We start from the raw sequence: 22,151 nt of genomic DNA on the forward strand, positions 1-22,151 counted from the left end.
CACCGCTTTGTTTCGGTGCGGTTTTCTGTTTTTACAACGGACGCTGGTTTTATAATTTTGAGCGAATGGCTACCCGTACAGTACAGGATTCTGAAATGTGTGAAAAGCCTTAAATTTGGAAAACCTTTCGGGAATAGAGATGTTATTATAACTTAAAATCAAAATTCAGAAAACAGACAGTGTATAACATCTTTTTTAGGATACCCGCAAAGGAGAGTAAAAAGACGTTTCAATAGAAAAAACCATAGAAATAAAAAATAATTAAAATGAATTACGATGTAATAGTTATTGGCAGTGGTCCCGGCGGATATGTGGCTGCCATTCGTGCTTCGCAGCTGGGATTGAAAGTAGCTGTTGTCGAAAAAGAAAACCTGGGTGGTATTTGTTTGAACTGGGGATGTATCCCAACAAAATCGTTATTGAAAAGTGCGCAGGCCTTTGAATACGCAGTACACGGTGCCGATTACGGTGTGGCTATTTCGGGAGAGGTGAAAGCTGATTTTGAAGCCATGGTAAAACGTAGCCGGGGTGTTGCCGAAGGCATGAGCAAAGGAATACAATTTTTGTTCAAAAAGAATAAAGTAGAGTCTATTTTCGGCTGGGGAAAACTTAGCGGGAAAAATACCGTTGAGGTAACCGACGAGGCCGGAAAGAAAAGCACTTACACGGCGAAACACATTATTCTGGCAACCGGTGCACGCTCACGCGAATTGCCCAATCTTCCGCAAGACGGCAAAAAGATCATTGGTTACCGGAAAGCGCTTTCGCTGGAAAAACAACCTGAAAGCATGGTTGTAGTTGGTTCGGGAGCTATCGGCAGCGAATTTGCCTATTTCTACCACACCATCGGAACCAAGGTAACGTTGGTTGAATTTATGCCTACGCTGGTGCCCAACGAAGACGAAGAAGTGGCTAAACAGCTGGAGCGTAATTTCAAAAAATCGAAGATGGCTGTAATGGTAAGTTCTTCGGTTGAAAGCGTTGATACCTCAGGAGACAAGTGCAAAGTAACCATCAAAACCAAAAAAGGACAGGAAGTGGTGGAAGCCGATGTGGTTCTTTCTGCAGTAGGTATTTCACCCAATACAGAAGGCATCGGGCTGGAAGAGTTAGGAGTTGCCATGGATAACGGACGTGTAAAAGTGGATGAATACTACCGTACAAACGTGGACGGTGTTTATGCTATTGGTGACATTGTGGCCGGGCCTGCTTTGGCACACGTAGCTTCAGCCGAGGGTATTACATGTGTGGAGAAAATTGCCGGAATGAATCCGGAGCCGATCGACTATTCCAACATTCCGGGATGTACCTATACCAGCCCCGAAATTTCATCGGTTGGCCTTACCGAGGCAAAAGCCAAAGAAGCCGGTTACGAAGTTAAGGTGGGTAAATTCCCGTATTCGGCCAGTGGAAAAGCAAGTGCAGCCGGTCAGAAAGACGGTTTTGTAAAGCTTGTTTTTGATGCCAAATACGGAGAACTGCTAGGCGCTCACATGATTGGCGGTAACGTAACTGAAATGATTGCCGAAATGGTGGTGGCCAAAAAACTGGAAATCACTGGTCATGAGTTGATCAAAACAATTCACCCGCACCCGACTATGAGTGAGGCCGTGATGGAAGCTGCAGCTGCTGCTTACGACGAAGTGATACATATTTAATAGCGCATAGAATATAACAGGAAGCCCGTAGATTTCTGCGGGCTTTTTTGTTGGCCTCCTTTCGACTAATAGTCGATTTTTTTCGAAAGGAACATAAGCTACTGTTTATCAGTTTTGAATGTTTTGTATAATCATAATTAATTCTATATTTGACCCTTAAAATCAACTACAGGTACCGGATAATTGCCCATTGTTTAATTTATTATTAGGGTCAATATCAAAGAATTAAAGTTATTTTACATGAAAAAACTAGCCTTGATCGCGGCATTGGTCATGCTGCTTCAAACCGCATTTGGTGGAGGTTTGCTAACCAACTACAACCAAAGTGCACAATATGTGCGAATGTTATCACGTAACGCTTCTCTCGACATCGATGGTGTTTTTTATAATCCTGCAGGTTTAACAAGTTTGCGGGATGGGTGGCATTTTGCTTTTTACAGTCAAACCATTTTTCAGAAAAGAGAGATAACTGCCGGATTTCCTTATTTGAATGGTCCTGATTATGAAGGAGAAACCACCATTCCGGTTTTTCCTGATTTGTATGGAGTTTACAAAAAAGGCAACTGGGCGTTTTCGCTGGGAGTGGGACCGGTAGCCGGTGGAGGAACCGCTACTTTTGACAACGGATTGCCGTCTTTCGAGATTCCTATCTCGAAGGCAGTTCCGGCACTTGCGGGTCTTTCTCAGATTAGTCCCAACCTGGCTGTAACAGGATACGATCTTGATATGGAACTGGAAGCATCTTCCATATTCTGGGGAATTCAGTTAGGGGCAACCTACGATATCAACGAGGTGATTTCTGTTTATGGTGGCGTACGTGTGATGCCATCGGTTAATACCTACAAAGGTTTTATTAAAAATGTAAAACTGACTGCAGGAGGACAGAGCGTTGCAGCTCCCGATTTTTTAACCAGTGCTGCCGGGATGGTGAATAACCTGGCCCAGGTTGCCTATACTGCTGCTTCGGGTTTGCAGCCTTTAATGGATCTTGGAGCGGGTGTTTATACGTTGGATGAGCTGGAAACAAAACAATATATTTCGACGCAACAACGGGCTCAGATTGAAGGAGGATTGTTGGCCTTGGGTGTTAGCCAGGCAGCTATCGATCAAATGAATCTTGGGACGGTACAGGGAGCCTATACCGGAGCTGGTAATCAGTTGGCTGCACAAGGAGAATCGCTTAGCCAGAATGCAGCTTCGATGGAAGACCGTTATGTGGATGTAAAACAAAAGGGAATGGGATTTACGCCGATTGTTGCGGTGAATATCAGTCCAAACGATGATTGGAACATTGCCTTGAAATACGAACACAAAACGTACCTGAAACTCGAAAACGAAACAACTGTTGATGATATGGGATTGTTTCCCGACAAAGCTGAAACACAATATGACGTACCGGCTATCTTCACGGCAGGAGTTGGTTATCGCGGTTTAAAATGGCTGGAGGCTCAGTTGTCGTACAATCTTTATTTCGACAAAGGAGTTAACTATGGTAACAATGTTCGCTACCAAACTACGGGACAGCAAATAGTCCGGGAAATCGACAAAAACTATTACGAACTGGCGTTGGGATTGCAATTCAATTTAAGCGATAAATTTGCGATCAGCGTTGGTGGATTGAAATCAGATATGGGGGTTAGCGATCTTTACCAGAGTGATTTCAGTTTTAGTAATTCTTCTCACACATTGGCGGGAGGAATCAGCTGGAAATTAACCGACCGGATCACACTGGATGCCGGAGTACTGAACACTTTCTATCAAAAGGAAAAAGTTACCTTTACCGATCCGGTATTTGGTGACTACGACGAAAGCTACCAGAAAACTACCTTGAGTTTGTCAGCCGGTATTTCGTACAGCATTTTTTAAACCAATAACATCATAACGCTTCATAAAAGGGTGTAGATAAGTCTGCACCCGTTTTTTGTTTTGGAAGGGCGGAACTTAAAAACTTGATTGCGGAATTCTGATCCTCGATTCCCGATGCCGGTCCGTAACTGTGTGTTGTTGGTTTCAGCGGTCATCAATTTCAGCTGTATTTGATTTTAGACTAGAGAGTAGTGGACTTCCACTTAAACGAATGCTTGTCGATAGCGCGCTGAACAGCCAGAATTCCATCCAGATGATCGTATTCGTGCTGAATGAGTTCGGCCATGGCATCTTCCAGTTCTTCGGTGTGCTTTTGCCAGTTGAGATCGAAATAAGAAACCGTTATTTTTTTGTGGCGTCTTACTTTTACAAGCAGGCTGGGAAAACTCATGCAGTCATCCCATAATTCAATCATTTCATCACTCAGATTTGAAAGTTCCGGATTGATCATTACCGAAGGTTTGTTGATGTGCAGGGCAATGATGCGTTTGTTAAGTCCGATCTGTGGCGCCGCAATGGCGCGACCAAATTCATAGGTTTTCTGAATGTCGAGGATGCTTTCCCACATCAGGTCGATTCGGGAATGTAGTCCCTGCAATTCATCTTTATTTACAGGTTCCGCAATTTTATAAAGATCAGGGTGACCCAGCAACAAAATATCTTTTATAGCCATGGCAGGTATTTTTGTCAAAAATACAAAAGCTGCCTCTTTTTACAGAAACAGCTTTTATATCCTCTTTTCAGGTATTGTCTACGGTGAATTGGTTTCAATCTTCAGAACAAAATAAGTCTCCACAACAAAATTCATAGGTGCACTGTTGGTGGTTCCCGAGACTAAAACCGTCAGCTCTTGTTCTGATCTCAATATATTTCCAATCAGTACTAGTATTGAACTGTTGATTTCCGGCTGCTGTGGCGGATTTGAAGAGGCAATGTTTTCGAGGGTTGCGATTACGCCAATTCCTTCAATTGAAATATCAATGGAGTCAATACTTTGGCTGCTTTGTAATCCGCTGAACTTGACATAGAAATCTTCTACTTTTAACGACTTCAAATCACCCAGGAATTCATTTACATTTTCATCCTCCTCCAGTGATTCGGTCAACGATTGCGAAAATGAGTAGCCTGCCTGTTCTGATTTTGTGGCAGTACTTGTTGTGTCTGTAACTTCAACCGGGACTTTTACCGACAGCGTGGTGGTGGAAACTTCTGTTGTGTTGCACGACGAAAACACAACCAGGGTATACAAAATGAGTGAAAGTGAGAAAATGCGTTTCATAAGAACTTATTATGGATTTGTTACCACAAGATAAGACAAAAACGTTGTGTGGCGAAAGCTATTGATCGAATTGTTGCGGGGCTTTAAAGATTTGTTCAAAAAAAGCTGCCCCCAACGAGGCAGCTTTGTAGAACTAACTGTGCAACAAATTTAGGAATACCCTTCCTAATTTAATTCAAATGTTTTATTGTAGACTTCTCCGCTAATCAGTTTGGTGACCAGGGTAGACTTAGTAATGCCCTCCTGGCGTAAATCGCTGATGTCGAACCTGAAGTCGCGTGTAAACCAGGCTTCGCACAGGTCGTCGTTGGCGTTGTGCCTGATTTCAAATACCGGTACTTCATCGTTGTTGTTGATCGGGTGAAGGCGTGCCAGCGTAATGGTGTGTTCCTGGCAACCCCCGCCATACGAAAGCTTAAAATACAGGCAATCGCCATCAACATAAGCATCGTGCATGTGCACCGGGTCGCGCGCGAGGCTGTCGTAGTTCTCAAAATAAAGATCTACATAAGCCGCGCAGGATAACTCTTCCACATAGTTTATTTCGCAGGCAATCCCCTCTCCGCAGGTATTTACTACTTTACTTAATTTGCTGTACTCAATCAGTACCCGCTGTCCTTCCGTAAAAATAAAACCTTTGGGGTAGTACAGTGGCTGAATCACTGTTCCATTGTCGAGTTCAATCACAATTCCACATCCGCCGGTTCCTGCATAATCCATAACGGTTCCGGTCTCGGTAAGTCGCATAGGAGAGTCGTCGTCGTTGCAGCTTGTTAGGGCAACAATAAATAAAAAGAATATAAAAATGAGTTGTTTCATGGCTTTCTGACTTTTACATAAAACGAAGTAATCTTTGTTTTAGTCTGTTCATTCTTCATATTCCGGATGTAGATTTCTCTGCTATAAGTGAATATATTTCCAAGATGTTTTTGGGTTATAAAAGGTTGCGTGGCAATGGTAAGTTTTTGGAAATGCGTGGTGAGAATCGGCTTTGGGAGCTAATTTTTATCACGGAAGGTTATTGTCTGTTTTCTGAATTACAGAGAGGCGGCTGACAGTTTCACTGCCACCGGTTTTTAGATGAACGGGAATCACCCAAAATCTTATTTTTTTTAAAGTACTACGCAACCTTTTTGTTTCTCAATCCATCTATGGGGTGATTTAGTAGTAATAACCGTGTAACCAATTTGCAAATGAAAGGGAGTAGAGACACGATACAAGTCGGCAATATTACTTACTTTTACGGCACATTTGCAATAAACTTTGGAAGACCTGAAACATATAATAGCAGAGTGTGCCTCGGGCAAAATGCGTGCCCAGGAAAAGCTGTACCGCATGTTTGCATCCAAAATGTTTGCAGTATGCCTGCGTTATTCGCGCGACAATGCCGAAGCGGAAGATAACTTGCAGGAAGGCTTTATTAAGGTGTTCTCGAGTATAAAAAGTTTCAGGCACGAGGGTTCTTTTGAAGGCTGGATGAGGAGAATTATGGTAAATGTTTCGCTGGAGAAATTCAGGAAACAACAGGTAATGTATCCGGTGGAAGATGTTTCCATCTATGAGAATCAGCAATATTCTGACGAGATCATGGATGATATATCGGCACAGGAGCTTATGGATTTGATCCAGGAATTGCCTCCGCGTTACCGCATGGTTTTTAATCTTTATGTGATTGAGGGAATGAATCATGAAGAGATCAGCCGCGAAATGAAGATTAGTGTGGGCACCTCAAAGTCAAACCTGGCACGCGCCCGGGAAATATTGAAAGGAAAGGTGAAAGCACTATACAGTGACAAGGGAAAAAGTAATAATTCGGCTTGATGAATGATAAAATAAATAGGGACCAGTTGATTCGCGATAAGTTTGAGAACTTTTCGGTGGAGCCGCCTGCGCATATCTGGACAAACATCCAGGAGCAGATTGCTGCCAAACGTAAAAGGACCCGGATGATTTATGTGGGATGGATTTCGGCCGCGGCAGTGGTGGTTTTTGCTTTTATTGCCGGGTGGCTGATGAATGACAGGGCCGGTAGTAGCTCTCGCGAGATGCTAAGTCAGCAGGTTGTTGTTCAATCGGCAGAAACTGCTCCTGAGAATACGAATAAGAAACCTTTAACAGATAGCGAAGAAGTCAGCAGCGGGGAAGCTGAACTGATTCCTGAACCCGTAACGGAAATACCGGCAAGCAGACCTGCTTCGTTGTTGGTGGCCGAAAAAACGGTAGCGGAGGATGACAAAAAATCGGTGTTGACAGAAAGCGTTGAACGGGTTTCCTATCACATGTTGCAAAGTATCCGGGGTTTTGCCAAAGTGGAGAACGAGCTTACCCTGGCGCAAAAGCACGATATTTCTTCTGTTGAAGGAAAGACTCAAACGGTGGATGAATTAAGCGAGGCAGACCGCTTGTTAATTGCTGCCAACGCAAAAGACTATAATAAGAAATCGCATTCAGAATCAGCCTGGATTATTGGTGCCAATGTGGCTCCGGGTTATGCTTCACATAAGACTTCTTACAGCAACCAGTACGCCCGTAATTTAAATTACGATTCGAGCGAAGGCTCCGGAAATGTGGGAGGTGGTTTGTCTGTGCAATACAAAACCAACGATCGTTTGAGGGTGGAATCGGGAGTTTACTATTCCAAGAACGGCATGAAATCCGGTTCTGCTTCTTCTGAGCTTCTTTATTCGGCTAGCCCTTCCTATGATTATACCACGGGGCAACCTGAGAATGTAACCGGAGAAGGCAAGTTTACAAATGCCGTTGAATTACGCCGGGGAGATATCGTAATGAATACGGCTGCGGGGGTGGTGAACATCACCCAAACGCCTGCAAATGCCACTCTTGTCTCCTCCAATATGTTGGAAACCGGTGACTACTCATCAGTAATAAGTACCGAGGGGCGTTTTTCACAAAACTTTGATTTTGTGGAAATTCCCTTGTATCTCCGCTACAATGTGTACGATGAAAAAATTGGGATTGATATCATGGGGGGAATTAATGCCGGATTGGTTGTTGGCAACAATGCTTACATTGAAAACAACGGAAGCCGGCAACGGATAGGAAGTACCGAGGACATTTCTACCCTGAATATTGCCGGAACAGTGGGGGTCGGGCTGAATTACGCCATAAGCAAACACATTTCGCTGGCTGTTGAGCCGCGTTTTAATTATTACCTCAATTCGATCAATACCAATTCAGATGTGGTTTATAAACCGTATCGTGTGGGCTTGCACACAGGCATATATTATCAGTTTTAGCAGGTAGTCCAGCACATTTTCCATTAATCTCCGGTTCGTAAAAAATTTACGGATACATATTTTATGGTGAATTTTGATTGCTAATTTCATTCAATACCATTACTTTAGGTCGGCGAATTTCAAGTTTATGATTGAATAATATCGTGGTATGATGCAGAAAACAATACTGATGTTGGCCTTCTTCTGGTTCATTTTTATTTCTCCGGTTGATGCGCAACCTCCAAAAGTGCAGGTAAAAGTGGTTACCTGTGTTGAATCTCTGGTCCCGAATGGAGTGGGGCGCTCGCGCATGTTTGAAACCGATCTGGAAGTAAACTACCTGGAATTTACTTCCAAACAAACCGACGACAAAGGGGATCGGAATAAAAGCAACCGGAAGGATATCCGGATAAAAGATTACCAGGAAACCAAGCTTTTAAATCTCTACAACGAAGGTGGTATTCGTTTCCAGAACCTTGCAACCAACGATGCTCTTATGATGTCGAAGATCAATGACATGCTGGCTCAGGGCTGGGAGCTTTTTTATGTGGGAGCCGGGGTAGAGAGTAAAATGATCAACGTCAGTGTAAAAAAGGCGCTTCTGAAAGCAGGGCTTAAAGCGTTGATGGATGATAACAGTAAAGATGAAGAAAATAAAAATGACCCTAACGGATTGTTTATGACCCGTTATTATTTCATGAAAAAACTATAATAATCTGAAACAAGTTGAAAATTCTAACTATGAAGAAAATAGCATTGGCAGTCGTCGTAATGATGATGCTTTCATCGTTTGCACAAGGACAGGATAAGCCTGTTTACGAGGTGAAAATAATTACAAGTATTGAGTCGATTATTCCCAACGGGATAGGACGTTCGCGTTTAATCTCCACCGATTCGGAAGTGGATTACCGCGAGTTTACAAGTACCCAAACAGAAGAAAACGGCGACCGAAACAAAAGCGACCGCGACGAGATCAGGATTAAAGATTACGATGAAACGAAATTGCTCAACTTTTTCAATGTGGGAGGTATTCGTTTTCAGAACATTGCGTCAAACGACGCATTGCTGACCTCTAAAATCAACCAGATGTTGATGGATGGCTGGGACCTTGCCTTTGTTGTTACAGGGGTTGAAAGTTACGGAGGCACCGATGATTCAAACGGTATTTTTATTACCCGTTATCTTTTCAAAAGGGTAAAACCGGCCGAAGAAGCTGCAGAAACCGGCGAACCGGTTGATGTTCCCACGGGTTCGGAGCAGAATTAATTTTCCTGGCAGCCGGTAGCTCCCCGGCTGTATATTGCTTTTGTAGTGGTTTGTTAGCCAGTCGGTTTGAGAAAACAAATTGGTTTTATACCTTGTTAGTGTGTAAAACTTAAAAACCAATCGATATGGCTAAAGTGAATGTTTACCTGTTGTTTAACGGCGACTGCGAAGAAGCCTTCAATTTCTATAAAAAGGCATTTGGCGGAGAGTTTCAGATGTTGAGCCGTTTTAAAGATATGCCACCCACCGAAGGTCAGCTACCCGAAAGCAGTGAATTGTCAGATAGAATTTTACATGTTTCGCTTCCCATCAGCGAAGAGACTGTTTTGATGGGAAGTGACGGAGGGGGAGACTGGGCCGCTCAACACCGGGTTGGCAATAATTTCTCTGTTTCCATCCGCGCTGAATCCAAGAAAGAAGCCGACAGTTTGTTCAATGCCTTATCAGAAGGAGGAATGGTAACCATGCCCATGCAGAAAACGTTTTGGGGCGAGTATTTCGGTATGCTGGTCGATAAGTTTGAAGTAGGGTGGATGGTAGGATGGCGACCCTGACCCCGGAACCGATTCTGAACATGAATGGAAATAAAACAGTCAGGATACCAAGGAATCACCAATCGAAATGAAAGTTAAGATGGATAGCTCGATCCGGGATTTGTTTTTATTTTTTAATGCAGAATAGTCAATGCAGAATTTCCAATATCCAATTTTTCGGATTGTGTTGGATATTTTACATTCAAAATTGAGAATTGGATATTTTTAAAAATTGATTTTCATAAAAAAAGGTGCTCCCTGTCGGAAGCACCTCTCACTTATAATTATTTTGCCAATTAGGCTAACATTTGTTTTACCTGTTTGTAAACATTCTCGCCATTGAATCCGAGTTTGTCGTCGAGTACGGTATAGGGAGCAGAGAATCCGAATGATTCCAATCCCCAAACTTTGCCGTTTTCTCCTACCAGGCCTTCCAGGGTCACTGGTAAACCGGCGGTCATACCAAAACGCGGAATGCCAAGCGGAAGAATACTGTCCTGGTATTCTTTGGTTTGCGCCCTGAATACACCTTCCGAAGGCACCGAAACCACCTGTACTTTTAATCCGTCTCTTTCTGAAAGTAATTCAGCTCCGGCAACCAAGGTGGCAACCTCAGAACCGCTGGCCAAAAGTACTACATCGGGTGTTCCTTCAGGTTTAACAACTACATAAGCACCTTTTTCTGCCTGCAGTGCAGCCTGGTAAGCATCGCCTTCTACCGGAAGATTTTTGATGTTCTGGCGCGAAAGGATCAGTGCTGAAGGAGTGGATGTATTTTCAAGTGCCATTTTCCAGGCTACCGTTGCTTCGTTGGCATCAGCCGGGCGAAGTACCAGTGTACTGTTGTGGCCTTTGTGGTTTTTCAGTTTTTCCATTAAACGGATCTGTGCTTCCTGTTCCACCGGTTGGTGGGTCGGACCGTCTTCTCCTACACGGAAAGCATCGTGTGTCCATACAAATTTAACAGGCAGTTCCATTAAGGCCGATAAACGGAGTGCCGGTTTCATGTAATCAGAGAAAACAAAGAAAGTACCGCAAACCGGAATAACGCCACCGTGCAATGCCATACCGTTCATGATGGCTGCCATGGTAAGTTCGCTTACGCCAGCCTGGAAGAACGAACCGCTGAAATCACCTTTGGTGAATGACGTTGTCTTTTTTAGGAAACCATCTGTTTTGTCGGAGTTCGACAAGTCGGCAGAAGAAACGATCATGTTTTCGATCTCGTCAGCAAAAGCGGCCAGTACGGTCGATGATGCAGCACGAGTTGCTGTGTTGGCTTTTTGTTCCACTTTCGAAAAATCGAAAGCAGGAGCTTCTTTTGAGAAGAATTTGGAAAGCTTTGCCGCCAGTTCCGGATTGGCTGCTGCCCATTCGGCCTGCGCTGCTTTTTTTGCTGAGGCAGCTTCAGTCAGTTCTGCTTTGCGTTTTTCATAGAGCTCTTTTACATCGTCAAAAATCACAAACGGATTTTCGGGATTGCCACCCAGGTTTGCGATGGTTTTTTCGAAAGAAGCACCGGCTTCTCCCAGCGGCATACCGTGTGTGGCACATTTACGTTCGAAATTGCTTCCGTCGGCCGTTAAAGCACCTTTTCCCATGATCGTTTTACCGATGATCAATGTAGGTCTTTCGGTTTCGGCGTTGGCTTCTTTCAGTGCGGTGCGGATCTGGTCTACGTCGTTGCCTTCGATGGTAATTACTTTCCAGTTCCAGGCTTCGTATTTTTTGGCTGTATCTTCGAGCGATACGGCATCGGTTTCAGTTGATAGCTGAATGTCGTTGGAATCGTAGAACATAATCAGGTTGTTCAAACCCAAAAATCCTGCAATACGTCCGGCACCCTGGGAAATTTCTTCCTGAACACCCCCGTCCGAAATAAAAGCATAGGTTTTGTGAGCCATCCATTCGCCAAAGCGGGCCACCAAAAAGCGTTCTGCAATAGCTGCACCTACAGCCATAACGTGTCCCTGTCCAAGCGGGCCTGAAGTGTTTTCCACTCCGCGGGCTACATCCACTTCGGGGTGTCCGGGAGTCACGCTTCCCCATTGGCGGAAGTTGGCCAAATCGTCCATGCTGTAGAATCCGCCCAAGGCAAGCACCGAATACAACATCGGCGACATGTGGCCCGGATCCAGGAAAAACCTGTCGCGGTTGGTCCAGGTCATATCTGACGGGTCGTAATTCAAAAATTCAGAATAAAGAATGTGTACAAAATCCGCTCCGCCCATTGCGCCTCCCGGGTGGCCTGATTTTGCTTTTTCAACCATTGACGCAGCGAGGATTCGAATGTTATCGGCTGCTTTTACTTCGATACTTTTACTCATTTTTAAATTTTTAATTCATAAACTATCAGGTATGGACAGGAAGTGCCAAAAATAACAAAAATGGGGGAAGATTAAGTGTCTTATTTACTGAATGATGTTAACGATTCGTTACGATTTAATGCAAGTGGCTGGAATTCATTCTTGTTGAGGTGAATTCCGAAAAACAAAAAAGGGAAGCCTTCCGGAGAAAGAGTTCCCTTTTTTATTAAAAGCAATATTTTTCTTAACTGTTCAGAATGCGAACCATGAAAATGCCATCGACTTTCATTAATTCGTCTTTTACTGAAGGGTCAATGTTTTTCGATGTTACATCGATAATATTGTAAGCAATGTCTTCGTACTTACGGTTAAGCATATGATCGATGTTGTGCCCTTTGGCGGCCAGAATACTTGAAATCTGGCTAACCATATGTGGTACATTCCGGTTGGCGATCAGGATGCGGGCTCCGCCGGCACGTTCCATTTCGGCTGCAGGGAAGTTCACCGAGTTTTTGATGTTTCCGTTTTCGAGGTAATCGCGTACCTGCTCAACAGCCATAATGGCGCAATTGGTTTCCGATTCTTTGGTGGAAGCTCCCAGGTGAGGGATGGAAATAACTTTGTCCATTTTCAGGGTATCTTCATCCGGAAAGTCGGTTACGTAGCTGGCTACTTTTCCTGCCTCAATGGCTTCTTTCAGATCGGCGTGATTTACCAGGCCACCGCGGGCAAAGTTCAGGATCTTCACCCCGTCCTTCATCATGGCAAACTTATCCTTGTTCAAATATCCTTTGGTTTCGGGTGTAAGCGGCACATTTATGGTAACAAAATCGGCTTGTGATAAAAGCACCTGAATGCCTTCCACCCAGGTAACTTCGCGGCTTAGTTTCAGCGCATGCTTTACCGACATGTAGGGGTCGTAACCGATCACCTTCATTCGCAATGCCGATGCAGCGTTGGCCACCAGTACACCAATGGCTCCCAGACCGATAACAGCCAGTGTTTTACCTTTGATTTCTTCGCCGGCAAAGTTGTTTTTCCCTTTTTCAACCAGTGCGCCCACGTTATCTCCTTCTCCAATCAGGGTTTTGGCCCAGTTCACCGCGCCGATGTAGTCGCGCGAAGCCATCAGCATTCCAGCAATTACTGCTTCTTTTACTCCGTTGGCGTTGGCCCCGGGAGTATTAAAAACTACAATCCCTTTTTCAGTACACTTATCTACCGGGATGTTGTTGACACCTGCCCCGGCTCTTGCTACCGCTTTCAAGGACGAAGGGAGTTCCATGTCATGCATTTTGAAACTTCTCAGAACAATGGCGTCCGGGCCGGGGATTTCACTGGCAATTTCGTACTCGTCGAGCGGAAAAAGCTTTAACCCGTCCGGGTCAATTTTATTCAAAGTCTGGATTTTGAACATGTGGCTAATATTTAAAGTTGATACTTTCTGTCGATGTAAGTGACAAATATCAGCATTTAATAAATAATTCGTAAGTAAATGCGGGGATTACTTTTCAATATGAAATTAACATTAAACGATTGGAAATAAAAAAAGCCAGACTCTACAGTCTGGCTAATCAACCTTCAACTACTAACCGATTTTATAACCCAAAAAATTATGAAACAATAGTTATGAACAATGTATTCTTGTATTGTTTACGCAAAGAAATAAAGACTTTTAGTTCCTGTATGTAATCTAAGTCACACAAGAGCGGAAAAATCAATAAAATTTCGGGATTGTTCTATTTTTCCGTCTTTTTCGAGTTTTTTGAGTAAGCGGGAAATGACCTCGCGCGATGAGTTGAGTTGTAAAGCCAGGGTTTGGTGGGTGCCTGAGAAGGTGGTGGCGCCAGATTTTTTATACCTGTCGATGAAAAATTTTTCCAGACGTTCGTCCAGTTTCATAAAAGCCACTGCATCCAGTGCATCAATCAGTTCTCGAAAGCGGCTTTGATAGGTTTGCATCACAAATTGTTTCCAAAGCGGATAGCGGCTGATCCACGAATCCAACATTTCAACCGGAATAAGCAGTACCTCGGTTTCTTCTTCGGCAACAGCGTTCAGATCGCTTACCTGGCGAGTCATGCAACAGGTGAGCGACATGGCGCAAACATCGTTTTCCTTGAGGTAATAAAGCAGCAATTCGTTGCCGTTGTCGCTGGTACGCGAAACCCGTATCAAACCTCGTAGCACAAGCGGAAAGCTGGAGATAAACTGCCCCTCGCGAATCAGTGATTCGTTGGCCTGAAAAGTTTTTCTTACCGCTATACGAGCGATTTCTTTTTGTAGCTCAGGTTCCAGAAAATTATATCGCTTTATAAAATCTTCCACAGTAGTTGAAACGTTGTCAACAAATTTAATTGAGATACCGGGTTTTCCAAAAAAAATGACCGTTAAGTGTATTAAACAGAATGATTATAAGGAAGGTCTCCGTGCCACAGGCTTTTGGGCTTTCCGATGACACAAAATAAAATCAAAAACAGACTGCCGGAACTTTCCGAAGATCAGAACCCAATTGAAAATAAACTGTCGGTACTTTCCGAAACCCTGAATCCGGAAAGGAACAACCTTTCGGAATCGTCCGAAAACCTGCCCCGGCCAAAGTTGACACTTTCGGAGCCTCCCGCTAAGCTGTTTTTTCTCCGGTTCGGGCTTTCGGGAATGTCCGCTTACCGGAAAACAATTGAACGTTTAATTGTGCTGAAGTTCTGAACCTTAGAAACGGTCTCAACAAAAAGAGCCGCTCTTTACCTGAAAGAACGGCTTTTTGTATTCTGTTTTTTTTGAGTACAATCTATTCAAACATATCCCTCATTTTGGCAAAAAATGATTTTTCGGAACTGGATGGTCCTTCCTGAAATCCCGGAGAACTTTGCAGTTTTTCGAGCATTCGTTTTTCTTCGTTGCTCAGTTTTTTGGGGATCCAAACGTGTACACGCACCAAAAGATCGCCCCGGCCGTATCCGTTTACATCCGGGATTCCCTTACCGCGCAGGCGAAGAATTTTTTCGGGCTGAGTTCCGGCTTCTATTTTCACTTTTACTTTTCCTTCCACTGTTGGTATTTCAGCCGTGGTTCCCAGCGTAATATCGGGGAACGAGATGAAAAGGTTGTGAATAAGGTTGTTCCCGTCGCGCACCAGTTCTTCGTGGTCTTCCTCAGTGATAACCACCAGCAGATCGCCGTTGATACCGCCGCGGCGCCCCAGGTTTCCTTTTCCCGAAACATTCAGCTGCATGCCTTCTCCAACACCGGCCGGTATTTTGATGTTGATCACTTCTTCGTCGCGCACCACGCCTTCTCCGGCACAGTGGTTACATTTGTCGGTGATCATTTTTCCGTCGCCCTGACAGGTAGGACAGGTGGAGGTGGTTTGCATTTGTCCCAGCAACGTATGCTGGATACGGGTTACCTGCCCGTTTCCGCCACAGGTGTTACAAGTGGTGTACGACGAACCGTTTTTGGCGCCCGTGCCGTTGCAATGCTGGCACGCCACGTATTTTTTTACCTTGATCTTTTTTTCAACGCCGTTCACAATCTCGTTAAGGTTCAGTTTTACCTTCACCCGCAGATCGGAACCCCGGCTGACACGTCGTCCGCCCCGGCCCCGGCTGCTTCCGCCAAAACCACCAAAGCCGCCAAAGTGACCGCCAAATATATCTCCGAAAGCAGAGAAAATGTCTTCGATATCTGAAAAACCTCCGCCGCTATAGCCACCTCCGGCAGCGCCACCTACACCGGCATGGCCGAATTGGTCGTAGCGTTGTTTCTTTTCCGCGTTGCTCAATACCTCGTAGGCCTCGGCAGCTTCCTTAAATTTTTCTTCCGCTTCGTGGTTCCCCGGGTTTTTATCGGGGTGAAACTGAATGGCCTTTTTCCGGTAGGCTTTTTTTATTTCCTCCGGCGTGGCGGTTTTGCTTACTTCCAGTACTTCGTAATAATCTCTTTTTGCCATTTTCCTGATTTCTCCAAATTATTCTCCGATTACAACTTTGGCAAACCGGATTACCTTTTCGTTCAGGCAGTAGCCTTTTTGTATCACATCCACTACTTTTCCTTTCAACTCTTTTGAGGGAGCCGGAATCTTTGTAATGGCTTCGTGCAGATCCACATCAAACACCTCGTTTTGAGCTTCGATCTCTTTCACGTTGTTCTGTTTCAAGAAATCCTTGAACTTGTTGTAGATGAGCAAAGTTCCCTGTTTTCCTGCATCTTCGTCTGCTACTTCTTTCATCGAATCAAGCGCTCTTTCAAAATCGTCGATCACCGGAAGGATGTTTACCAGTACGGTTTCGCCACCCGATTTAATAAGGTCGGCTTTTTCCTTCAGCGTTCTTTTTCTGAAGTTGTCGAATTCAGCCTGCAAGCGAAGGTGTCTGTCCTTCATCTCGTCAAGTTTGGCCGTTAACTCTTCCATCTCCACTTCGTGTTTATCCTTCTTACCTTTTTTCTTTTTATCCGATTTTTCTTCGGCAGCGTGCTCTTTTTGCGCGCCGTTGTCTGCTGTTTCCTGATTGGTATCTTTTACTTCTTCCGAAGTGGTTTCATTTGAAATTTTTTCTTCTGCCATTTTTACCCTTTTTTCTGAATTTGTCCATCAAAAATGTCACATAATTTTAATCGTCGGTTTTTTTCCCCTGTTTCTTTTTTTTGAAACGAAAAAAACTCCACTACAAATATCCCGTAATTACCTGGTTTCTTTGGTAGAAACAGTAAATACGGGGTAAATTGCTACGCTTTTATTGCAAATTGTTTGCCATGCAAATATAAAAGACAAATTGACACCCGACAGAAGCGTCAAGTGTCAATTTGTATGAATTCGTTTATTCTTAAAATAGTCTCTTTTTCAGCCTATTTCAGGTATTTGTCGAGGGCGGCTTCCAGGGCCGGCCCACGCAGGTCTTTAGCGATAATTACACCGTTCTCATCCAAAAGGAAATTCGATGGGATGGTTCTGATCCGGTAAATGGCTGCCAGTTTCGAATTCCATCCTCCCAGGTCGCTGATGTGGTAAGGCCAGTCTAGTTTATCTTGTTTAATGGCTGCTTTCCATTGATCGGCGGTACGGTCGAGCGAAACATTAAAAACAGCAAAACCTTTGCCTACGGTGAATTTTTTGTCTTTGTAATGGTTGTAAGCTTTTACCACATTGGGATTTTCCCTTCTGCAGGGGCCACACCAACCTGCCCAAAAATCGAGCAGTACAACTTTTCCTTTTGTATCCGAAAGTTTAATGGTTTTTCCATCGGGGCTTGTGCCTACCAATTCGGGCGCTTTATTGCCAATTCCGATTCCGAGTTGCTGGGCATTCAGTCCTGCTGTTCCCAGAAACAAAACGACGATGATAAGTGCTAATTTCTTCATTTTCTGTTTCAAAATTTAAAAGATCTAAAGATAAATAATCTGACTTTAGTAACGGAAAAGCTCCCGTTTTGTTCTTTCACACCTTTTCTTTTGACGGTCAGATCCGGGTGATTTTTGCGCCCAGTGCATTTAACCTTCCGTCGATGTTTTCGTAGCCTCTGTCGATTTGTTCGATGTTGTCGATCAGGCTGGTGCCTTTGGCCGACATGGCAGCAATCAACAGGGCAATACCGGCGCGAATATCGGGTGATACCATTTTGGTGGCACGGAGGCTGTGTTTGCGGTCGAGCCCGATCACAGTGGCGCGATGCGGATCGCAAAGGATGATTTGCGCACCCATGTCAATGAGTTTGTCCACAAAGAACAGGCGGCTTTCAAACATTTTTTGATGAATGAGCACGCTTCCTTTTGCCTGAGTGGCCACTACCAGGAAAACACTCAGCAGGTCGGGTGTCAGTCCCGGCCACGGTGCATCAGCAATGGTCATAATCGATCCATCGATATAAGATTCTATTTCGTAGTGGTCAGTATCTTTGATCAACAGGTCGTCACCCACCTGCGCAACATTGATCCCAAGTCTTCTGAACGATTCAGGAATGATACCCAAATGTTCGATCCCAACGTTTTTAATACAGATCTCGGACGCAGTCATAGCAGCCAGGCCAATAAAACTTCCTACCTCGATCATGTCGGGAAGGATCCGGTGTTTGCAGCCTTGCAGTGAACCAACTCCTTCGATGGTCAGCAGGTTGGAGCCTATTCCGGTGATTTTTGCGCCCATCGAAACCAGCATTTTGCACAATTGCTGCAGGTAAGGTTCGCAGGCAGCGTTGTAAATGGTGGTGATTCCTTCGGCCAGTACGGCAGCCATTACAATGTTGGCAGTTCCGGTAACCGACGCTTCGTCAAGCAACATGTAGCTTCCGGTCAGTTTTTGTGCCGAAACCAGGTACCACTGGTTTTCCTTGTCGAAGGTAAATTCGGCCCCCAGTTTCTGAAGCCCGATAAAATGTGTGTCCACTCTTCGGCGGCCGATTTTGTCGCCTCCAGGCTGCGGAATAAAACCTTGTCCAAAACGCGCCAAAAGCGGGCCTATGATCATGATCGATCCCCGCAAGCCAATGGCTTGATGTGTATATTCCGGACTTTTTAAAAACTCCAGGTTGACGTTGGAAGCATTGAAGCGGTATTGTCCTTCTCCAAGTCTTTCTGTTTTCACACCCAGGCTACCGAGGATTTCAATAAGTTTCAACACGTCCCGGATTTCCGGAATGTTGTCGATGAAAACATCCTGATCGGTTAGCAAGACGGCACAAATTACCTGGAGTGCTTCATTTTTTGCACCCTGCGGTTCAAGGTCTCCTTTTAATGAGTAGCCTCCTTCGATCTTAAAAGTTGACATAGTTTTGGGATTTGAGAATGAAACCGCTATTTCTTCTTTTTGTTGGAGACTACCGGCTTTTTCTTTTTTCCTACTAATGTTTTGGTGTCTGCCAGTTGCATTCCCTCTCTGATGACGAGTTTCCCATCCGACAGTTCTTCCAGGTCTCCAAATATCTTTTCGTCTTCCACTGCATCCTTGTTCCAGGCCAGGTACGATTTTTTCATTTGGTTGGCAATCTGCCCGATAATGATCTCGCGCTCTTCGCCTTCAAATTTTTCGGCTTCCTTTATCAGCAACTCCATGGTTCTTCCATAGTGCTTGTACTTAATATAGTGCTGGTTGTAAGGGACCTTGTTGGGTTTTGCCAACAGGCTGTCGGGTGTTGGCGGATCGTACGGATAGTCAATATCCAGTTTGAAGTCGGCCATAATGGCGAGGTGGTCCCACAGTTTATGGTTGAACTCCGGAACATCGCGAAGGAAAGGATAGAGGTTGCCCATTACATCGATCACGGTTTGTGCCGATTTGTTCCTTTTGTCGCGGTCTTCAATGGTCATCAAATAGTCGACCATGTTTTGTATATTCCTTCCGTATTCAGGAAGGGCTAGTTTTTTTCTTTTCGAATTGTAATCCATCTAAAAAATCTTAAGTGATGTCTAATCTTCGTGTAAATGTAGGAATTGTTCCGAAGTGATGCTGCAAAACTAATGATTTCCTGTCAATTCGCGAATATTTTTCACCGAAAGCCTGTTTAGCTTTTAATCCGGAGTTTGGCAAATTTTAAAAGTAATTGCTTTTGTCCGGTTGTTCGGAAAAATACAGTCGCCTTGAGATCGGGTGCAATGCCTTCAATTTTCAGAACTTTTCCTTCACCAAAACGCTGGTGTTGTACAGTCATCCCTGCCTGGATTTTCCCGGGATCGTCTCCCTGGAATGTATCCTGTGCGCGGCCACTTTCTTTGAGAGAAACGAGTTTTTTGTTTAAAATGTTTTGCGACTCGCGTGTTTTAAAGGAAGAAGATGGCTGTCTTTGAGCAAAACGCTGTGCCGGACTGCTGTACGATACGTTGCTTTGTTCGGCAGAGGCTCTTCCCGAAACACCCGTTGGAACTTGTCCTTCGGTGTAGCGTTCGTCCAGTTCTTCGAGAAAACGGCTGGGCGTGCAAAAATCCAGGCTGCCCCAACGGTAGCGCTGGTTGGCATACGAAAGCCATGCATTTTCTTCGGCACGGGTAAGGGCAACGTAGAACAAACGGCGTTCCTCTTCGAGCGATTCCTGTGTCGCTTTTTCTCCCTGGCGTTGCGAAGGGAAGAGGTTTTCTTCCATTCCCACGATAAAAACGTTTTTGAATTCAAGCCCTTTGGCCGAATGCACGGTCATCAGGGTTACCTTGTTTTTCTCCTCGTCTTTTTCGTTGTCCTGGTCGGTCAGCAAAGCCACATCTTCGAGGTAATTTTCCAGTTTATCCGGATCGCCCTGTTCTTTGGCTGAAATCGAAAATTCCTGGATACCGTTCAACAATTCCTGGAGGTTTTCGTGGCGGCTCAGTCCTTCGGGCGATTTGTCGTTGTAGAGGTCTTTTAAAATACCCGTTTGTTCGGCAATGGTTTTGGCCGTTTCAAAAGCATCGCTTTCCTGCGACAATTTCTGAAAACGGTCGATCAGGGCGACAAAGCCTGTCAGCTTGGTCGCCGTGCCTTTGTTTACCTGAGCATGGTTGATTTCGGGAAGTGCGGTAAGAACTCTCCAAATGGAGGTTTCATTGTTCACTGCCGAAACTTCGAGCTTGCCAACGGTTGTTTGCCCGATTCCGCGCGCCGGGTAATTGATGATCCGTTTTAGTGCTTCGTTGTCGTCGGGGTTAATGGTCATCCTGAAATAACTCAGCAGGTCTTTGATCTCTTTTCGCTGGTAAAAACTCAGCCCTCCATAAATTTTGTAGGGAATGTTTCTTTTTCGCAGCGACTCTTCAAAAATCCTCGACTGCGCATTGGTGCGGTAAAGAATAGCAAAATCTTCAAACTGGTAATGATCGCGCAGTTGAAGCTGTGAAATTTCCTGGGCCACCAGAAATCCTTCTTCGTTGTCGGTGAGTGCCGAAAGGATTTTGATGGGTTTGCCCAGGGCATTTTCAGAGAAAACGTTTTTGGGTATTTGTTTTTTATTCCTGGCAATGATACTGTTGGCCGCATTTACAATCGTTTGCGTGGAGCGGTAGTTTTGTTCCAGCTTGAATACCCGGTGATCAGGGTAGTCGTTTTTAAAGTTGAGAATGTTTTCGATACGTGCTCCCCGAAACGAATAGATACTTTGAGCATCGTCGCCCACCACACAAATGTTGTTGTGTTTGGCCGCCAGTTTTTTGATGATCAGGTATTGCGAGTAGTTGGTGTCCTGGTACTCGTCCACCAACACATAGCCAAAACGTTCCTGGTATTTCTTCAGAATTTCTTCATGATCGCGAAACAGAAGATTGGTAATCAGCAACAGGTCGTCAAAGTCCATGGAGCCCGACAAGCGGCATCTCTTTGCATATTCCTTGTAAATTTCCGAGATAGCCGGCATGCGCATGTTTTTATCCGCCGAACGAATTTCGGGCGAATTGGCGTACGCCATCGGGGTAATGAGGTTGTTTTTGGCCATCGAAATACGGCTGGCCACCACATTGGGTTTATACGTTTTGTCGTCGAGCTGAAAATCCTTGATAATGGTTTTTATCAGGCTTTTGCTGTCGGAGCTGTCGTAAATCGTAAAGTTGGAAGGATAACCGATGGTTTCGTGCTCTGCCCTTAAAATGCGGGAGAAAATACTGTGAAACGTTCCCATCCACAGGTAGCGGGCAACGTTTTCGCCGGCAACACGGCCAATCCTATCTTTCATTTCGCGGGCTGCTTTGTTGGTAAAAGTAAGCGCGAGAATGTTCGACGGGCGGGCACCCTGTTTTAGCAAATGGGCAATGCGGTAAGTCAACACCCTTGTTTTTCCCGAGCCTGCACCGGCAATCACCAACGACGGGCCTTCGGTGCGTACCACCGCTTCCCGTTGAACTTCATTTAATTCTTTTAAATAATCGAGCACGTTTAATCCTTTCTGTTCAAAGCCACAAAAATAGAGTATGTATATCTAATCACCTTATTTCGCAGTGGCTTTTATCAACAAATTATCCGGCCGGGCGGTTCATCTTGCTTTTTATTGCCCGTTGGAGGCGGCACTAAGTCCTGATTTTTTGCCGGCTGCACGCAATTAAATAAAATTTATACG

General features: G+C 44.6%; 19 protein-coding genes. 7 read left to right on the top strand and 12 right to left on the bottom strand.

Annotated elements, in window-relative coordinates:
- Positions 1-266 precede the first annotated feature (266 nt).
- On the top strand, positions 267-1,658 hold the full coding sequence (gene lpdA, locus INQ51_RS14870) for a dihydrolipoyl dehydrogenase (protein WP_233378760.1): 1,392 nt from the start codon (positions 267-269) through the stop codon (positions 1,656-1,658).
- 240 nt (positions 1,659-1,898) lie between these two features.
- Positions 1,899-3,524: an OmpP1/FadL family transporter gene (locus tag INQ51_RS14875; protein WP_233378761.1), complete on the top strand. Its 1,626-nt coding sequence runs from the start codon at positions 1,899-1,901 to the stop codon at positions 3,522-3,524.
- Between the two features lie 181 nt (positions 3,525-3,705).
- Here the strand turns inward: INQ51_RS14875 and INQ51_RS14880 are convergent, their stop codons facing one another.
- The 3 genes from INQ51_RS14880 to INQ51_RS14890 form a co-directional block, all read right to left on the bottom strand.
- Complete coding sequence (locus INQ51_RS14880; RefSeq protein ID WP_233378762.1) at positions 3,706-4,197, bottom strand: peptide deformylase; 492 nt, start codon at positions 4,195-4,197, stop codon at positions 3,706-3,708.
- Positions 4,198-4,275: 78 nt separating this feature from the next.
- Positions 4,276-4,803, bottom strand: coding sequence for a hypothetical protein (locus INQ51_RS14885; protein ID WP_233378763.1), 528 nt, complete (start codon positions 4,801-4,803; stop codon positions 4,276-4,278).
- Between the two features lie 165 nt (positions 4,804-4,968).
- The gene (locus INQ51_RS14890) at positions 4,969-5,622 is read right to left on the bottom strand and encodes a hypothetical protein (protein ID WP_233378764.1); all 654 of its coding nucleotides are present in this window, start codon (positions 5,620-5,622) and stop codon (positions 4,969-4,971) included.
- Positions 5,623-6,066: 444 nt separating this feature from the next.
- On the opposite strand from INQ51_RS14890, the gene INQ51_RS14895 reads away from it, so the two are divergent.
- The 5 genes from INQ51_RS14895 (at position 6,067) to INQ51_RS14915 (ending at position 9,859) form a co-directional block, all read left to right on the top strand.
- Complete coding sequence (locus INQ51_RS14895; RefSeq protein WP_233378765.1) at positions 6,067-6,624, top strand: RNA polymerase sigma factor; 558 nt, start codon at positions 6,067-6,069, stop codon at positions 6,622-6,624.
- The gene (locus INQ51_RS14900; protein WP_233378766.1) at positions 6,624-8,060 is read left to right on the top strand and encodes an outer membrane beta-barrel protein; all 1,437 of its coding nucleotides are present in this window, start codon (positions 6,624-6,626) and stop codon (positions 8,058-8,060) included. The genes INQ51_RS14895 and INQ51_RS14900 overlap by 1 nt, the downstream gene beginning before the upstream one ends.
- Positions 8,061-8,208: 148 nt before the next feature.
- Entirely contained in the window at positions 8,209-8,751 is a 543-nt protein-coding gene (locus INQ51_RS14905) for a hypothetical protein (protein ID WP_233378767.1), read from the top strand.
- A gap of 29 nt (positions 8,752-8,780) precedes the next feature.
- A complete protein-coding gene (locus INQ51_RS14910) occupies positions 8,781-9,305 on the top strand; it encodes a hypothetical protein (protein WP_233378768.1) in 525 nt (174 codons plus the stop codon).
- 125 nt (positions 9,306-9,430) lie between these two features.
- Entirely contained in the window at positions 9,431-9,859 is a 429-nt protein-coding gene (locus tag INQ51_RS14915) for a VOC family protein (RefSeq protein ID WP_233378769.1), read from the top strand.
- Positions 9,860-10,134: 275 nt separating this feature from the next.
- On the opposite strand, the gene INQ51_RS14920 is transcribed toward INQ51_RS14915, so the two are convergent.
- The 9 genes from INQ51_RS14920 to INQ51_RS22645 form a co-directional block, all read right to left on the bottom strand.
- On the bottom strand, positions 10,135-12,165 hold the full coding sequence (locus INQ51_RS14920) for a transketolase family protein (protein WP_233378770.1): 2,031 nt from the start codon (positions 12,163-12,165) through the stop codon (positions 10,135-10,137).
- Positions 12,166-12,388: 223 nt separating this feature from the next.
- Complete coding sequence (locus tag INQ51_RS14925; RefSeq protein ID WP_233378771.1) at positions 12,389-13,561, bottom strand: 3-phosphoglycerate dehydrogenase family protein; 1,173 nt, start codon at positions 13,559-13,561, stop codon at positions 12,389-12,391.
- Positions 13,562-13,842: 281 nt separating this feature from the next.
- Complete coding sequence (locus tag INQ51_RS14930) at positions 13,843-14,472, bottom strand: Crp/Fnr family transcriptional regulator (protein ID WP_233378772.1); 630 nt, start codon at positions 14,470-14,472, stop codon at positions 13,843-13,845.
- A gap of 463 nt (positions 14,473-14,935) precedes the next feature.
- Positions 14,936-16,096: a molecular chaperone DnaJ gene (gene dnaJ / locus INQ51_RS14935; RefSeq protein ID WP_233378773.1), complete on the bottom strand. Its 1,161-nt coding sequence runs from the start codon at positions 16,094-16,096 to the stop codon at positions 14,936-14,938.
- A gap of 18 nt (positions 16,097-16,114) precedes the next feature.
- Entirely contained in the window at positions 16,115-16,711 is a 597-nt protein-coding gene (locus INQ51_RS14940; protein ID WP_233378774.1) for a nucleotide exchange factor GrpE, read from the bottom strand.
- A gap of 281 nt (positions 16,712-16,992) precedes the next feature.
- Positions 16,993-17,505, bottom strand: coding sequence for a peroxiredoxin family protein (locus tag INQ51_RS14945; protein WP_233378775.1), 513 nt, complete (start codon positions 17,503-17,505; stop codon positions 16,993-16,995).
- A gap of 97 nt (positions 17,506-17,602) precedes the next feature.
- Positions 17,603-18,907 carry a UDP-N-acetylglucosamine 1-carboxyvinyltransferase gene (gene murA, locus INQ51_RS14950; RefSeq protein ID WP_233378776.1) on the bottom strand — a complete coding sequence of 435 codons (1,305 nt, stop codon included), beginning with the start codon at positions 18,905-18,907 and terminating at the stop codon, positions 17,603-17,605.
- A gap of 26 nt (positions 18,908-18,933) precedes the next feature.
- Complete coding sequence (locus tag INQ51_RS14955; RefSeq protein ID WP_233378777.1) at positions 18,934-19,524, bottom strand: DUF4290 domain-containing protein; 591 nt, start codon at positions 19,522-19,524, stop codon at positions 18,934-18,936.
- A 116-nt stretch (positions 19,525-19,640) separates the two neighbouring features.
- Positions 19,641-21,968, bottom strand: coding sequence for an ATP-dependent helicase (locus INQ51_RS22645; protein WP_233378778.1), 2,328 nt, complete (start codon positions 21,966-21,968; stop codon positions 19,641-19,643).
- Positions 21,969-22,151: the final 183 nt, after the last annotated feature.

It is taken from the genome of Maribellus sp. CM-23 (assembly GCF_021354595.1).
Taxonomy (GTDB): Bacteria; Bacteroidota; Bacteroidia; order Bacteroidales; family Prolixibacteraceae; genus Draconibacterium.